Annotated in this window: 9 protein-coding genes; 4 read left to right on the top strand and 5 right to left on the bottom strand. The window is 58.1% G+C overall.

Features of this window, described 5'->3' with window-relative positions:
* Positions 1-183: 183 nt before the first annotated feature.
* The 3 genes from SINAC_RS37175 to SINAC_RS37165 form a co-directional block, all read right to left on the bottom strand.
* A complete protein-coding gene (locus SINAC_RS37175; protein WP_015250674.1) occupies positions 184-1,260 on the bottom strand; it encodes a DUF1559 domain-containing protein in 1,077 nt (358 codons plus the stop codon).
* A gap of 220 nt (positions 1,261-1,480) precedes the next feature.
* Positions 1,481-3,214 carry a LamG-like jellyroll fold domain-containing protein gene (locus tag SINAC_RS37170; RefSeq protein ID WP_015250673.1) on the bottom strand — a complete coding sequence of 578 codons (1,734 nt, stop codon included), beginning with the start codon at positions 3,212-3,214 and terminating at the stop codon, positions 1,481-1,483.
* The gene (locus SINAC_RS37165) at positions 3,211-3,879 is read right to left on the bottom strand and encodes a sigma-70 family RNA polymerase sigma factor (RefSeq protein ID WP_237722411.1); all 669 of its coding nucleotides are present in this window, start codon (positions 3,877-3,879) and stop codon (positions 3,211-3,213) included. Before SINAC_RS37165 ends, SINAC_RS37170 begins: the two co-directional genes overlap by 4 nt.
* Positions 3,880-5,437: 1,558 nt before the next feature.
* Between SINAC_RS37165 and SINAC_RS37160 the strand changes: the two genes are divergently transcribed.
* Complete coding sequence (locus SINAC_RS37160; RefSeq protein ID WP_015250670.1) at positions 5,438-6,937, top strand: replication initiator protein A; 1,500 nt, start codon at positions 5,438-5,440, stop codon at positions 6,935-6,937.
* 7 nt (positions 6,938-6,944) lie between these two features.
* On the opposite strand, the gene SINAC_RS37155 is transcribed toward SINAC_RS37160, so the two are convergent.
* Both SINAC_RS37155 and SINAC_RS37150 read right to left on the bottom strand, forming a co-directional pair.
* On the bottom strand, positions 6,945-7,841 hold the full coding sequence (locus tag SINAC_RS37155) for a ParB/RepB/Spo0J family partition protein (protein WP_015250669.1): 897 nt from the start codon (positions 7,839-7,841) through the stop codon (positions 6,945-6,947).
* Positions 7,841-8,656, bottom strand: coding sequence for a ParA family protein (locus tag SINAC_RS37150; protein WP_015250668.1), 816 nt, complete (start codon positions 8,654-8,656; stop codon positions 7,841-7,843). Before SINAC_RS37150 ends, SINAC_RS37155 begins: the two co-directional genes overlap by 1 nt.
* A 750-nt stretch (positions 8,657-9,406) precedes the next feature.
* Here SINAC_RS37150 and SINAC_RS37145 point away from each other — a divergent pair.
* The 3 genes from SINAC_RS37145 to SINAC_RS37130 all read left to right on the top strand — a co-directional run bounded on the left by SINAC_RS37145 (position 9,407) and on the right by SINAC_RS37130 (position 14,650).
* Positions 9,407-10,750, top strand: coding sequence for an IS4 family transposase (locus SINAC_RS37145; protein ID WP_015243913.1), 1,344 nt, complete (start codon positions 9,407-9,409; stop codon positions 10,748-10,750).
* Positions 10,751-11,666: 916 nt separating this feature from the next.
* A complete protein-coding gene (locus SINAC_RS37135; RefSeq protein WP_237722415.1) occupies positions 11,667-13,070 on the top strand; it encodes an SAM-dependent methyltransferase in 1,404 nt (467 codons plus the stop codon).
* An 80-nt stretch (positions 13,071-13,150) separates the two neighbouring features.
* Complete coding sequence (locus tag SINAC_RS37130; protein ID WP_237722414.1) at positions 13,151-14,650, top strand: LTA synthase family protein; 1,500 nt, start codon at positions 13,151-13,153, stop codon at positions 14,648-14,650.
* The last annotated feature ends 1,297 nt before the right edge of the window (positions 14,651-15,947 follow it).

Raw genomic sequence — 15,947 nt, 5'->3', positions numbered from 1 at the left:
TGATGAAATCAAGGTGAAGTTCGGTCGTGTCACCGAGGAAGACAAGATCCGACTTACGGCTACGGCCCCTGCTCTCGGGCTTGCCTCCGAGATCGCCCATTCCCGATCGAGTCAACCATTCAACAAGTCGGCGCAAACCTCGGCCCGACGGGGGGATCCCGGGCCGAGTGCTTCGAGTTGAGGTTAGAGGCTGTCGGCGCTGATGACCTCTCCGCCCGCTTTGGTGGCGATCGCTCCCCAAGTCGCCAGGCTGACGCTATCTTTAACAAACCGGACCGAGCCGTCGAGCATCCCGACGTTGACCCCACCCGAGTGGTAGGAACTTGCGCCGATCATCGTTCCAACGGACCAGATGACCGTGGCGGAGTAGCCTTCCTTTTGATTGCCGTAAACGCATGCTTTCTTATTCGGCGGCTGGAGGTGGCTGTAGCAACCGCCGATGCCACATCCTCCGTCACTCCAAGAATAACCTTTGGTATTCCAGTTCTGGGTGGTGCTCGTCTGGCAAGTCGCGCCGATGCTGCTCAAAACCGCCTGCCAACCCACCGCCCCGCCCGGGATGGCGGGCGTCGTGGTGCTAAGGTTGGTGCCGATCGAATAGACCTGCCAGAGGCCGTCGCCGGCCGTCCCCTTTCCCTTCACCCACTCGCTGTGCATGGCCGTGTTCGATGTCCCGTCGAGAATTGACGCGATCGTGACAACACCGCCATTGGAGGAACCGTAGTTAATTCCGCCACTAGGATACTGACCGATCACATACGCGGGCCCATCGATCTGGCCGCCATTGAACGACAAGCTCGTCCCGATGTTATTCCCATAGTTGCAATCGCCGAAGTTGTGGCCAACGTATTGCGACATACCCCGGTTCACGGTCGTCCCGTCGGAGGGGCAGAGAAATGTGGCGACGTTGGTTGCGGAGACAGTGCCGTTCTGAGCGAGGTTGTAGGCAATCGACTGATTGAAGGCATTGTAGAGAGACACCTGCTCCATGTAATGAAGGATGCGAACCTTCATCCCGAAGTCGTTCGCATTGGCCGTTACGCTGTTGTAGATCGTCGCATTGTCGGTGGGCGGCAGGCAGCCGTTGGTGTCGTGGTAATTCTGGATCGCTAGACCCATCTGCTTCAGGTTGTTGACGCACTGGGAGCGGCGGGCGGCCTCGCGGGCCGCTTGCACGGCCGGAAGCAAGAGGGCGATCAAAACGGCGATAATCGCAATGACAACCAACAATTCAATCAGAGTGAAACCTTGACGCCTCATGGGAAGGACCTCGCATTCCTAAAAAAAAAATCAGGAAAGTCGCACGACACGGCAAAACGGCCCAAGCCAACCTGTGAGCAAGGTTAACAAACGCTGATTCATATCTTGCTCAACGGAGATCGACCTCACGGCTGGACCGTCAGAACAAACTCGATTCGAATTGAATCGCGTGAATCAATCCCTCTTCGTTGCAGGCACCTGCTCCGCCAACGATGCCGGCTCACCCCCCGGGGCGGCTTCGAGAGGCTGGATGAAGACGATAATGACCGCGGATTTCCTCGATCGTGAGCGGGCGGTTGTAGATGGCAACCTCGTCCATCCAGCCTACAAACGGCCGGCTCGTATCTTCGTTATGCTTGGGAAGCGTGGTCAGTCGTCCGAGGATGATCTGACTGGCCCGATTGGAATAGACCGGGTCAACATGCAATGGCGAAGTGCGTTCGCCATCCAGGAAGAGCTCCATACGGTCTTCATTCAACTGGCCCACCAGATGATGCCATTGCAAAGGCATATAATTCGATTTCGAATACAAATTATCGCCACCGTTATAACTTGTCGGAAAACGGTGTAAGAGCCGCAAGGAGGCCGGCTGATGCAACTTTCCTCGGACTCGGGACGTCAGTTCGAGGAGGAACTTGAAGTGGAGCTCCGAGGAATGGTTCACCTGCACGGTCGGCGAATCCTCGAGCAAGCTGACCAGCGCGGCGTGGGAAATTCCCTGGGACAAGAACCAGAGTTCGACTGAATAGCCCGGGTGTCGCGGCGGTTCCCAGAGTCCGTTGACTGTCAGATACTGGCCCGTCGATCCCGGCTCGAACACCGCGCTCCGGTTACCCGTCCCCGGACTTGACAGGTGGATCGGCCCCTCGGCTCGCAATGAGGGGTGGCCTGGGATTTCATTCGGGATCAGTCCGTCCGTTAGCGAGTCAAATCGCCAGTAACCCCAAGGCCTCGCCTGGATGACCGCGTCGCGATAGCGGCGGTCCAGGACCAAGGGGGATGTCGCTTGCCTCGAAAGCGAAATGAAGTCGTCGCCCTGAATTCCCGAGTCGATCACTTCGGCCTGGGGATCGATGTTGAAGCCATGGCTCTTCGGGTCCATCATGCGGCTGCGGCGGTAGGTCCCCACCTCGTTCAACAGCGCAGCCTCAACCCTCCCCTTAAAGACCTTGCCCTGCATCTTGCCGTCGGAACCGATGTTTAGTCCGAACTCCGTCCCCAAGTCTACGACCGCCGAACCAGGCCCGGAAACGACGAAGCCTTCGGCCCCCTCCGGGACCCGGGCGCGCAGCCGGCCCGAGCGAACGTGAACCTTGTCGAAGGAGAGGAGTTCCACGTCCGCCGGCCCTTCGACCACGAGGGAAACTCCGGTAAACATGCTTAAAAAGAGACGTCCCGAGCGAAAGCGGAGCCGACCGCCCGCGAGAATGTCCCCTTCCGACGGATGCGCATGATCCGTCGACTCCCACTGCAAACCCTCGAGCTTGACGACCAGCGCAATGCCTCGCGTGACATCGACCTTGGGATAAGACGGCTTCGAGTCGCTGATCGTGCCAAGTCCCGTTGGCCCCGCCCGCCGTGCACGAGCGGCATGAAACGCATGAAACGCAATCGGCGAAGCCAACCCGATCACGGCCGCAGCGACGAGGAGCAAGAGTTTTCCGGGAGCAAGCCTGCCCCCCAGTCGCAAGCTGGACGAGGCGGGCTGGAGCACATCCTCGACTCCGGACTGTCCTGGATCAGGGCCGCTCAGATCCGCCCCGGAACGAGCGCCGCCAAACTCCCGAAGCAAATCCGATTGGATCTGCATAAACTCAAGGTAGAGGATTTCCGCCCCCGGATCGGCCATCATCATCGCTTCCAGCCGCGCCATCTGCTCGGGCGTAATCGACTCCTCGCAGAGCGCCTCGAGCAGCGTTCGCAACTCGGTATCCCGATCGGGTTCTCGCATCATGCCCGACCCTTCATCGCCAAGGTTCGCGACACACAGTCGCATAGAGATCTGCGGATTTTCGCCATCGCCTTGTAAACCGCGGCGACGGATCGGCCGGTCCGCTCAGCGGTCGTCTGAGCGGTGGCTCCTTCCTCGAGCCGTTGTACGAGAAAATCCTTGTCACGGCAGCTCAACTTGCCAAGGCAGCACTCCAACGCCTCACGGCGTTCGTCGAGATGCCTCGTCACCGCCTCCGTCGCCAATGTCTCCGCCATTCGTGCCAGCATCGCATCGCTGAAAGTCACTCGTTGCCGCACCTGAACCTTGCGATAGTCGCAAATTTTGAAGTAAGCGATACGGCATCCCCAAGCCACGAAGTCCTCGGGAGGATTGACTTCATCAAATTTCTCCCACATGACCATGCTTGCCTCTTGAAAAAGATCCTCCGCATCAGATCTTCGAGGCGAAAGCGCGAGAATGTAGGCGAAGATACGCCGCTCTGCCTTGAGGAACTGGCTGAGAAACCCCCGGCCTTTTGAGGCTTCACGCTCCTCTGGCGAAGAGTGCATGCGTGGACATTGTAAGATGACGTGCTGGCGATCTCCCACCACATCATGCCCCCATGTGGATTGCGGACTGCGCATTGTTCGAGCGGTGATGGAATTGGAGAACGGGCGCTCCGCCATTGAAGTGGACGGAGCAAGATGGAATTGGAAATAATTCTCAGAAGAATCGTTCTAGCCGTCTTCCGAGGGGGGATCGAAGACGGTCAGACAGCCTTGTCGTCCACGATTCTGGAATGCTGCGGTTGATTGATATCGCTCGACGGACGCTGGCGAGCATAGATGACCCATCACGATAGGTCCTCGTCATCTCCAATCTCACAAGCTCCGCTCGAGGTTGTCAACTACGTCGCAGACATTGTCCGTGGCCTACGGTGAGACCACGCGAAACGGCGGGCCCAACTGATCCCAAGGCTGCGGCGCTCTTGCCTGGCTGTGGCGACGCGTTGCCGCTCGGCGAGAAAGGAGCATCGCTTCCGCCCTCACGACGCACGCGTGGTTTCAAAGGACACGGATCGTCCCAAAAGTGATTCAAGACCTACCCGCCAGGCCAAGCCGGCACGTGCCTGGCTTCACGATCCGCACCAAGGCCCCCCGGCAACCGGAACACCCGTCCATTTTCGAAACCAGAGTCGCTCGTCGCCCACATCATCTAGCCCAAGATCGAAGGACCCGCTGGCGCAAGGTCCTCGAGAATCAAGACCCGCCAGATCCCCTATTAGCGAAAGGCCCCTCCTTGGGTTCGTCGTCCCTCCCAGACGAGCTTACCCGGCCAGTCCTTGCCACCTTAAAATGTGGACTGCCCTCTCCTTGGATGAGCCCAAAAAGTGTCCACAGATCGTGCCGTCCGCAATTTCTCTGAGATTTTTTTTGTTCTTGATAGCGTTTATTGTCAGTAGCCTGGGTAAATTTCACAGTTTCGGTTAATTGCTCGAATCGGCTCAGTACCGATAGCCCGGACATACTTACCTTCGCCACAGCTAAGCGGGGGAGTCGGAACGTCGGGCTAGAGTACCGATAGCCCGGACATACTTCGCCGGCTCTTCCCTGAGCCGACTTCAACGCCCCTCCCCTGCCGATGAACCGGACATACTTCGCCAGTAGGCCTCCTCACAAGCAATGATTGAATTCCGTCCACAACGATGAACGGGACATGCTTTCTCCCTGCCTTTCGACAACACGATATCCCCTGAACCCTTCTACGGTTACCGATTAAACCGAGACTGCTGATTCTCTGGCCTGAGTCTCGGTGCTTAAGCATGTTTTTGTGTACATGCCGATTAACTGGACATACTCGCTTAACCGTGCACCTGGATACAAATAGACACTACAGATATCCTGCCCATAGTTGCTTTTTGTCCATACCGATTGACCGGACATGAATCGACCGTCCTTTAGCGATTAATGAGACATACTTTCCACGATTGCCCGGACATACTTCGCCTCTGCACCCACGATTGCCCGGACATACCACTAGCGATTAACGGGACATAGTTAGGGTCCATAAGTTCTGGTTTACAAAACACTTGCGGCGCCTAGAATTTGTATTAGACTCTTGTTGAGAAGAAAAGAACAACAACAGCTCGACGCTGTTTTGATGCTGTTTTTTCTTTCGATCGTTCTCGAATCCAGAAGAACCGCTCACACCATTGGTTAACATCCTGAGCCCTGGGGAGCAGCGATGGACGATTGGGATCAGTCGATTGAGGAAACGGCAAGAATCGAGCCTGTTGCCGAGCGCACCTCAGCGTTTGATGCCGGCTGGAAGGACGAGCTGAACCTCGCCGAATTTCCCATTGCCGCGCTGACGGACCGGATTCCTGATGGGCAGACCACCCTGGTCTTCGAGGACAAGCTGGAGTGTCGCGACAGCGCGCCGATCGTCCGGCGGCTGACGATCATGGGGACCCACAAGCACGGCCTGCCGACTTCGTTGGACGACGAGGTCTTGGTCGGCCTGATCCAGTTGACGAAACGGCGCAACAATTTCACCGAGGCCAAGGTCGGCTTCTCACGCTACGAGCTGATCGAGCTGCTTGGCTGGCCGCAAAGCGGGCAGAGCTATCGGCGGATCGAAGAGGCACTCCATCGCTGGGTCGGCGTGGTCTTGATGTATGAGAATGCCTGGTGGGACAACAACGCCAAGAGCTGGGTCGATGAGAACTTCCACGTCCTGGACAACGTCACCCTCTACGATCGTGAGCGTCGCCGGCCGGCGCCTCGATCGGGCAAGCCGTTGAAGGCCGAAAAGGCCCCCCTGCCCTTGTCGAGCTTCCGCTGGAACGAGGTCATATTCCAGAGCTTCCAGAGCGGCAACCTCAAACAGCTCGACCTCGAGTTTTACCTGCGACTCCGACTGCCGACGACCAAACGGATGTTCCGCTTTCTCGACAAGCGGTTCTACCGTCGGTCACGCCTCGACTTTGATTTGCGCACAATGGCATGCGAACATATAGGTATGAGCCGTTCATATGCGCCCACCGAATTGAAGCGCCGGCTCAAGCCGGCCTTGGAGGAGCTCGAGCAGCTTGGTTTCCTCGAACCGTTGAGCCTTGAGGAGCGGTACTCCTATGTCAAGCGCGGGTGCTGGCGGATCATTCTGATTCGCGGCAAGGCGGGACAGGCGGACGAGTCGCCCATGGAGGAGACGTCGGAGTTGATCGAGGTGCTCAAGGCACGCGGGGTGTCGGCGAAGATTGCCGCCGACTTGGTCGAGGCGCATCCCAGTGGGAGGATTCAGACCAAGGTCGACGTCTTCGACTGGCTCTTGCGCAACGGTGACAAGCGGGTTGGCAAGAACCCAGCCGGCTACCTTGTTGCGTCGATCCGAGCGGATTACCAGGCCCCGGGCGACTTCCCTACTGCCGCAACGACAGAGGCGAAGGCCGCGGCAACCGAGGTGGAACAGGCGGCCGAGGAGAGTGGGCGTCAGGCTCGTCGCCGTGCTCGCGACGATTCGGAACGCGATCAGGCTCGGGAGACGGAGCTCCGGGCCGCCTGGGATCGGCTTCACGACGCGGAACGCGAGACCATTTTGGCCGAGGTCAAGGATGAGAACCCTGGCCTCGGTCGCTGGAAGAAGATGCTCGAGCCGCTCTGCCTCGTGGCGCTGGAGAAGCGGCTCGGTACGACCAAGGCGGCGCAGGGGACCTTATTCCCCGATGGTGGACCTGACGCCTGATTTGGTCTCAAGCGGCTTGACCGCGACTCTTCTTACGGAGAGTCGCGAGGGCTGACCGAAGCGCCTCAACTAGTTCCTCATGTCCCACGTCGTCAGCCAATGGAGCAAGGGTCACTCGGACTCTGCCGTCGATGTTGTGGACCCAGGGCTTGGGGGTGGTCCCCCTGCTCTGCCTCGGCGTCCTGGTCACCATCTCGCGCATATCGTCGCGGCGGAGTCGGCCCTGGGCCGCCTGGGCGGCGACTTCGACCTGCGTCGCGGTATCGTCGATCTTCGAGATTTCGTACGCGGTGTGCGGCGCAATTTCGCCGGCATCGACCGACGTCTGGATCGAATCAGGCAGTTCCAAAAGCGCCAGGGCTCTCGTGATGGTCGGAGGGCTGACCTGGAGCCGCTCGGCGAGTTGCCGCTGGGAAATCCCCAAGCGGGACAGGAGCGTCCGGAATGCCTTGGCCTGCTCAATCGGTCGGAGATCCTCGCGCAAGCAGTTCTCGATGAGCTGGTCCTCCAGGATTTCCTCTGGCGCTGCGTTGCCGGATGCGACGACGCAGGCGATCGCCGTCAGGCCGGCGAGCCTGGCGGCTCGCCATCGCCGTTCGCCGACGACGACGACGTAACGATCCAGCGCTTCATCCCAGCGGACCCGGATCGGCTGGAGCTGTCCGCGCTGCTTGAGGCTGGAGGCGAGCCGGCTGAGCGATTCCGGGTCGAACTCGACGCGGGGTTGGTTGGGGTCGGCCACAATCCGGTCGAGTCGGATTTCGGCCGCTGTTTTCAGCCTGGAGCGGCCTTCGAACGACCGCGCTTCGGGGTCGGCCGTCATGGACTCGGTTTCGGCAGGCAGGCGGGTCATTGACGCCAGCCGATTGATTCGCGCCTCGTCGGTCTGGTTCGGCTTGGCCATCAGGCTACCCTCCTCGGCTCGTCGGCGACGCGGGCGTCGAGTCTTGCCAGAAGCTCATCAGCCAGTGCGTCGATGGCCTTGGCCGCCGCCGAGCGGGGCTTGTAGGCGACGACTGGCTTGCGGAGCATGACCGATTCCTTGAAGTCCTTGGCATGCGGTACGACCGTCTCGAAGACGGCGTCGCCATAGATCGCGCGGAGATCGGCAGCGTAGCCAGCGTGGACCGCGAGCGACTTCTGGAACATCGTCAGCAAGAAGCCGAGCACGGTCAGCCGTGGGTTTGCCCCGGCGCGGACATGGTCGATCGACCCTTGGATCGCGGCGACCCCTTGCGCTCCGTAGTCTTCAGCCTGGAGCGGTACCACGATCCCTTGCGCCGCCACCATAGCCGCCCAGGCACACAGGTAAATGTGCGGCGGACAGTCGATCAGGGTGAGGTCGAAGTCACCGGAGACTTCCCGCAGGGAATCGCGGAGAATGTATTGAGAGTCGCCCGTGGTCCATGGTTCCAGAGCGTTGAACTTGTCCATCCGACTCGATCCCGCCAGGAGCGATACGCCGGGAACGCTGGCCGGTCGGACCAGGTCCTTCATGTCGGCGTCGCAGGCGTCGTCGAACAGGCCTGCGATTGTCTCGCGAGGCTTCAACTGCCGGGCGACCTCCGGCCCGAGCAGGCCCTGAGTCAGCGAGGCCTGAGGGTCGGCGTCCACCAGGAGGATTCGCAGGCCCCGTCGGGCGAGCGTTCCTGCGAGGTGGTGGCAGGTCGAGGTCTTCCCGACCCCTCCCTTCTTATTCAGAAACGCGATCGTTCGCACGGGTCAGGACCCCCAAAAAAGGAGACTAGAGCCAGGTTGCCGGAGCGACGCTTGATGCCGCGAACCGGATGACCGCGAGTGCCATCGGTTCCATACTCGGAACCTGTGAGCGTTGGCTGGCCTCTTTTCGAGAACCCCCGATCGCCCTGCTCCAGTCACCAAGAAATCGAGCGTTACGCGGCGTAACAGCGATCCATCTATCGGCGTGTTACGCGGCGTAACATGAGCCCGGTCCGGCGGTGGATGGTCCGCGTGTTACGCCGCGTAACAGAGGTCGGTCGGAGTTAGCTGGTCGCCGTGTTACGCCGCGTAACACGGGGGCCGTCCGACCGCAATCGCTCGGTGCGTTACGCGGCGTAATCGACACCTGTCAGTGAACGAGAGGTGGGGCAGGGGACCAGGCGCCAGACACTGGGGCGTTTTTCTATCACAACGTGGGGTATCCGATAGACCGACTTCGATTCCGCCCCGTTGGAGGAAATGCAGGCGACGTTTGATGCGTACTCAGGAGAGGTGGCTCGGTCTCGATGATACGTCGTACACGATCCGAACGTAATCCGCCTAAAAGCGGTCGGTCGGATTCGAGCGGCAAGCAGGGCTTTGATACGCCTCCCTGGCTGAAACCAATACCTCGTTCCTGGGGCAGCGGGCGACCCACCCAATGGCACTTACTTTCGCCAATCCTGCAATAAGGGGCACCTCTGGCACGATTTTTGCGCCATGAACTCCTATTTTTTGGGAGTACCTCGCATGAACCATGACCAGGAATCACCCGCTGTCGTCGATTTGGGTGAGGCGGTTCGGATGTTCCATCGCTTGGTCCCACCGGATGTCCTGCATGCTCAGAAACCGCCCACGCTCTCGACCGTGTTCACGCCTTGGGTCGTTGTCTGGCTGATGATCTATCAACGGTTGACCTGCAATGCAACGATGGCCACCGCTGTGGGAGAGTTGGCTCGATTAAGTGCGGATGTGCTCCCGGATAACAAGCGGGCCCGTGAGAAATCGTTCTCGGCCAACACGGGTGGGTTTTCGCGAGCGCGAGATCGGCTGCCCGTGGAGATGGCTCAACGGGCGGCTGACGAGGTTTCTGCAGCCTTAATCGCCAAGTCTCCGCCATCGGTGAAAGGGCGTAACGCGTTTCTTGTGGACGGTTCCACGCTCTCTTTGGCACCCACTGACGCCTTGCGCAAAACGTATCCGCCGGCCCGCAATCAACACGGAGAATCGCACTGGCCGATCCTCCACTTGGTAGCGGCCCACGAGTTATCCAGCGGTGTGACCGTGCGTCCGGAAGTGGGGGCAATGTATGGCCCGGCCGCGATTGGCGAAGTCCCATTGTCGGCCGGTTTGATGCCGCGACTTCCGGTTGGCTCCGTGTTGATCGCCGACCGGAATTTTGGCGTCTTCGCGTTTGCCTGGTTGGCCAACCAGGCGGGCCACGACTTCGTGTTGCGGTTGACTGAGAAGCGATTTCGGTCGATGGTGCGCCAAGGGAAAGCCCAGGGCAAGGACCAGTGGGAACTCACTTGGCAGCCCAACCGCTGGGAACGCAAGTCGAACCCACAATGGCCGGCCGATGCAACGTTGCGGGTGTGGTTGCACGAGGTTCGGATTTCCGAGAAGCTGACGCTGTGGCTTGTGAGTCGGCTCCCTGACGAGGGGTGCGAGCTCGCCGCAATCTATGGCCAGCGGCAAAATATCGAAACCGATCTGCGTGATTTGAAGCGGACGCTTCGCTTGGAAGAGATGCGTGGCCGATCCACGGAGATGGTCGCGAAGGAACTGGCCTCGGCGACAGTGGCCTATAACATGGCGAATCTGATTCGCCGGATGGCTGCGGCTCGGGTCGAGATCGCGCCGCGGCGATTGAGCTTCAACCGGGTATGGTCGTTAGTGAAGGTCTTGCTCTTGGAGTCGCTGGATACCACGGACCCCGCGAAGATCCAAGAGCGGATCGACTTGGTTCTGAGGATGTCTGGCCAGTGTAAGCTCGCGAATCGCCCTGGCCGACACTACCCGCGTGAGGTGATCGCCCGCCGCAGAAAATTCCCACTGCGACCACGCAAACGCGGTCTGAAATCGAGAAAGTAAGTGCCATTGGGCGACCCACCCGCAATTTCATTCAAGAGCAGGTCGCTTGCAGTCCCAAAGGAATTGAATTCAGGAGGGGGACAGGGGATCCGCTGTTCCAGGGCTGATGCCGTTTGCTGGTTCAAAGGCATCTCTCCTCGATAGGAGATCGTCTCATTTTCTTCGTCGAATGAGAACTCGACTAGGCTTCTCAAGGTAGCGAACGCGGTCCTGTTCTCTGGCCCCAGTGAGTTCAGGGAGAAAAAAGAAGGACTATTTGAAGGATTATTAACCTCCCAACCGGCCGTTTTTTTGTGTGTGTTCAAGGACCGAGAATTGGATGCAGGAGGAAATAAAATTCGCTGTCGGGTTCAAAATTGCGGGGTCGCTGTAAGATGAAATCTTTGTTTGATTTAAGCGTAATTCTGGTGTAGAGCGCCTTGTGAAAAAAGGCGTCTCTTGTCGGTGTTATCGAGGTCAGTTCGGGCCGTCATCCGGCCTTACACCCATGGTGAACGGAGCCCGAGGTTATAAAAACTAAAATAATCGGGGCCGTTGCGGGGTGAAATGACGCTTGGTTAAGGTATTGAGACTCACGCTTGCTTGTGTCGTTGGATTGGGGGATGGTACGTCTCATGCGACCCCTGATCTTGACATCCCCCTCGGCAACGCGTTTCCCACTGTTGCCTATGGCCAACCGGCCTTATCACCGGCCCCGTTGATGAGAGGGACGCCCTTATGACGTGGTTCCTTCCGGTCGCCAATGAGCTTCCGTTAGTTCTGGCTTATCTCGACCCTGGCAGTGGAAGTTTGTTACTCCAGGTGCTGATTGCTGGAATGTTCAGCAGCCTCTTTTTCTTCAAGTCGTCGCTGGTCACGGTTCGAACGTCCGTCGGCCGCATCTTCAAAAGACATGCATGAGGTCCAAGGGGCGCGATTGACGGCTTCGTTTCGCGACCCTAACGGATTTGTGTTCAAGCAGGCCGGCGTTCTCTATCGCCAGGTCAACGAATCCTATCGGGATGACTACGAACACCTGGTTGGGTCGGGGCTTTACGGTCGCCTTGTGGACGATGGCTGGCTCATCGCGCACCAAGAGGTCGACCTGGCTCTGGCCGACCCTGGACTCAGCTATAAGGTTCTTCGCCCCGAGTTGGTCCCATTCATTTCTTATCCCTATGAATGGAGCTTCAGCCAGCTCAAGGATGCAGCGCTTCTGACCCTTGCGATCCAGAAGCGAGCGCTCGAATACGGAATGACGTTGAAGGACTGCACCGCCTACAACGTCCAATTCCGGAACGGGCGAGTGGTCTTCATCGATACCCTCTCGTTTGAAGCCTATCGCGAGGGGAACCCCTGGGTTGCCTACCGCCAGTTCTGCCAGCACTTTCTCGCCCCATTGGCGCTCATGAGCCTGACCGACGTTCGGCTCAACCAGCTTTTCCGCACAAACATCGACGGGATCCCACTCGACCTGGCCAGTCGTCTGCTGCCGATGCGATCGAAACTTCGGCCGTCGTTGGCGATCCACATTCATCTGCATGCGAAAATGCAAGCGGCCCATGCGGGCGCGACAGGGTCGGTTCGGTCGGCCAATCGCCGGTTCGGACGCGAGGCCTTGTTGGGGCTGGTCGATCACCTCGAATCGGCGATCCGCCGATTGCATTGGGAGCCGGGGAAGACCCAATGGGCTGGCTACTACCGGGAGAATAGTTACACCGACTCGGCCTTGATCCGGAAGGAAGAGGTCGTTGCGGAATACCTCGACCGGATTAGGCCGGCAACCGCCTGGGACTTGGGAGCAAACACGGGCCGGTTCAGCCGGATCGCTGCTGTGCGGGGGATTACGACGGTCTCGTTTGACGTGGACCCGGGCTGTGTCGAACTGAACTATCGTGAAGTCGTCCAGCAGGGAGAAACGCGGATTTTGCCGTTGCTGCTTGATCTACTCAATCCGAGTCCTGGCACTGGCTGGCAGAACGTTGAACGGGCTTCGCTCTTGAGCCGAGGTCCGGTCGATCTGGTTCTGGCCTTAGCCTTGGTCCACCACCTAGCGATTGCTAATAACATCCCACTGCTCGGCATCGCCGAGTTTTTGCATCAGCTCGGGCAATCTTTGATCATCGAGTTTGTGCCGAAAGACGACCCGCAGGTCGCTCGGCTCCTCGCCAACCGTGAAGATATCTTTGCGGATTATCACCCCGATGAATTTGAGCGATGTTTTCAACAATACTTCGACATCGAGGCTGCGAATCCGATTCCGGACAGCGGACGGGTGATCTACCTGATGCGGGGCAGGGGGGCTCGGCACGGCGGCAATGGATCCTCCACCCCTTTCTGATCGGGGTCTTCCCGATCCTCTCCCTTTATGCGCACAACGTCTATGAGACGTCGCCACACTCGCTAGTGATGCCAATCAGCTTGGCATTGATCGTGACACTCGTCCTCTGGCTTGCCCTGCGGTGGCTGTCTCGGAACGGCCAGCGGGCCGCGCTGGCGACCTCGTTACTCATCGCTCTCTTCTTTGCGTTCAACCAATGTCTGGTTGTCCTCGACACCATTTTGGAAAAGCTGAGCCAATTTTGGGTCCATACGGGATATTGGGAGCATCCCTGGTTCTTGCTGGTGATCTTGCTGGTCGGAGCGGTCCCCGCGCTGGACTTGATCTTCAGGCGATTGAAAAATCCCGTCCTCTGGTCGAACTACTTGAACGTGTTCGCCCTGATCCTCGTCCTTCTGCCGGCCAGCAACGCGGCCATGGCTCGGATCCGTGAGCCGGCTAAGCCGATCATTCGAGCGGAGGGGGGGATTCCGCTCACTGCGAAGCCAGGTCGGTTACCTGATATCTATTACATCATCCTTGATGCCTACGCGCGGTCGGATGTGATGAAGGATCTCTTTGGATTTAACAACGCGCCGTTCCTCGACCGACTCGAGCAGAAAGGATTTTTCGTCGCACGTGAGAGCCGAGCCAACTACTGTCAGACGCCCTTGTCGCTCTGTTCGACCCTGAATTGCGACTATCTCAAGACGCTGATTGCTCCCTCGACGCGCGACCGGGATCCCCTGGCCGTCTTGATTCGCGACAACCTCGTTGTCAAATCGTTGCGGCCCCTTGGTTATCAGTTCGTGGCGTTTGCATCGGGCTATGACGTTACTGAGTGCCCCCAGGCGGATCGCTTCCTCGGTCCTCGCCATCCGGCCGACAACTTCCAGATGCTGGTGGTGCGCATGACGCCGTTGCGCTACTTGCCGCTCAAGATCGACTCTTGGGATTTCTACACCTCGATCCGCGAAAGAACCCTTTTTACTCTGGACAACCTCTCCGAGGTGGCCCACGACAAAGAGCCGACGTTTACCTTCGCCCACATTCTCAGCCCTCATCATCCGTTCGTCTTCGGTGAGAATGGTGAGGACGTTAGTCCGAGAGCGGGTAACGATATCGACGCCGGTGGCCGGCGATCCAGGAATCTCGCGAACTCCTTGGCCTATCGCGAAGGCTATCGCAAGCAGGCGATCTATTTGACCAAGCGGGTCGAGCAGGCGATCGACCAAATCCTTGCCAAGTCGCCCGAGCCGCCGATCATCATCCTTCAGTCCGATCATGGCTCGGGACTGCGGCATCACCTGAACGACCTGGAGCGGACCGATCTTCGCGAGCGGATGAGTATTCTGAACTGCTACTACTTCCCCAACCGCAATTACGAGGGGCTTACCCCGCGGATCACTCCGGTCAACTCATTCCGGGTCGCCTTCAATAACAACTTTGGAGGCAAACTGCCGATCTTGGAAAATCGCAACCAGTTTTCGACTTACGATGAACCATTTGAATTTGTTGATGTAACGGGCAGGCTGGATTCTGGCCAGGATCGCGGCAGGAAGTATACACCGCCCGACATTTACCCGGGGATGGTGCATTAAGAGCGGACCGGAAGGCGTAACAGGAGAGCGTTGGGATACGAAGGCGAGTTTGAGAATGGAGATACTGGGGCAGGGGCCCTGCCTCCTTTCATTGATCTCCCAAGGCGTGGCACCTTGATACCATGGCCCAAATCTGCGGTGTTGGCTGACACATTATCGCGGTCGATTCATGTTGAATTTTATGCCACTTTTAAGTGAATGATTTTTGGATTTATTTTAGTGTTTTATTGCGATTTTATTGATTTATGTTGTTTTGGTATGGATAAAATAAGCGAAACAAATGGGTGCGTCTCTTAATTAGACGCCCGGTATTTCGCATTCCCTCTCCAGGATCAGATGCCTGGTTGAGACATCATGATGCTGGAAGTGACGGTCCTTCCCAATGCTGAGCTTTCGTTCGAAAGCGGTTGACCAATAGATTGCACTTAGGGCTGCCTCATTGTGTTGTAGCCAACCCGCCTACGTCGAACCGTTTGGCAGGGAGGTCACGCTTGGCTTTGCCAATCCCTTCGGGGTTGCAATGAGCCCACCGATCGGGATTGGAATGGCTGTTTCGGTCATCGCGATGTAGCGGTCTTCCAGCATGAAAAATTAAGCGTGAATGAAGTGGACGTAGTTCGCTGCCAAAAGGCATGTGTTGATACAGTCGAAGAGTCCACCCGTGGTGAAACAGGGGACAACTCAGCAGGTCCAACCATGGGTTCGGATCACGATCCGCTCGATATCGAGGGGTGAGCAAAAAACGCAATACCGATCAGGAAGGCACCACTAGACACGAGGATGGTCTCATGACTATCCTCATTTGTTCTGCTTGGTGCAACCCCTAGATTCTTCGTACTCGGACGGGTCCGGTCGTCTCCACACTGTTGTGGTGCGAGCCGGTATGGGTTCGAGCGGTAGCGGACTCACGACGATTCTTTTGTGAAGAACGCCTCGTTATGGAAATAACGAGTCCGGTAGTCGTGCGCCCAGTACGCGGAATTGTTCACGCCCCTTGTCCTTTTAATGCCACAATCTGGAACACACAAGAAAAACTTGTGTTGACGAACTCGATTTTCGATTGATAGCATTCATGCACGCTATCAAAAGGTGTGTCGTCCTTCGGTGCAATCCGGAAGTGATCAGAACAGGTTCGCGATGATGCGATTTGTAATTTTAACGCGTTAGTCGCCTCGATTTGACTAACGGCACAGTCGGCTGCATGTTTGCTAGATTAACGGCATTCCCTTCTTCGACCCGGCATCGTGCTCGGCTCGTAAACGCCCTGGTCCAGGGTTGCGCTCGGATATTACAGCGG

The organism is Singulisphaera acidiphila DSM 18658 (assembly GCF_000242455.2).
Classification (GTDB): Bacteria; Planctomycetota; Planctomycetia; order Isosphaerales; family Isosphaeraceae; genus Singulisphaera; species Singulisphaera acidiphila.
The sequence above is the reverse complement of the archived record's forward strand: the minus strand, read 5'-3'. Positions and strand labels throughout refer to the sequence as shown.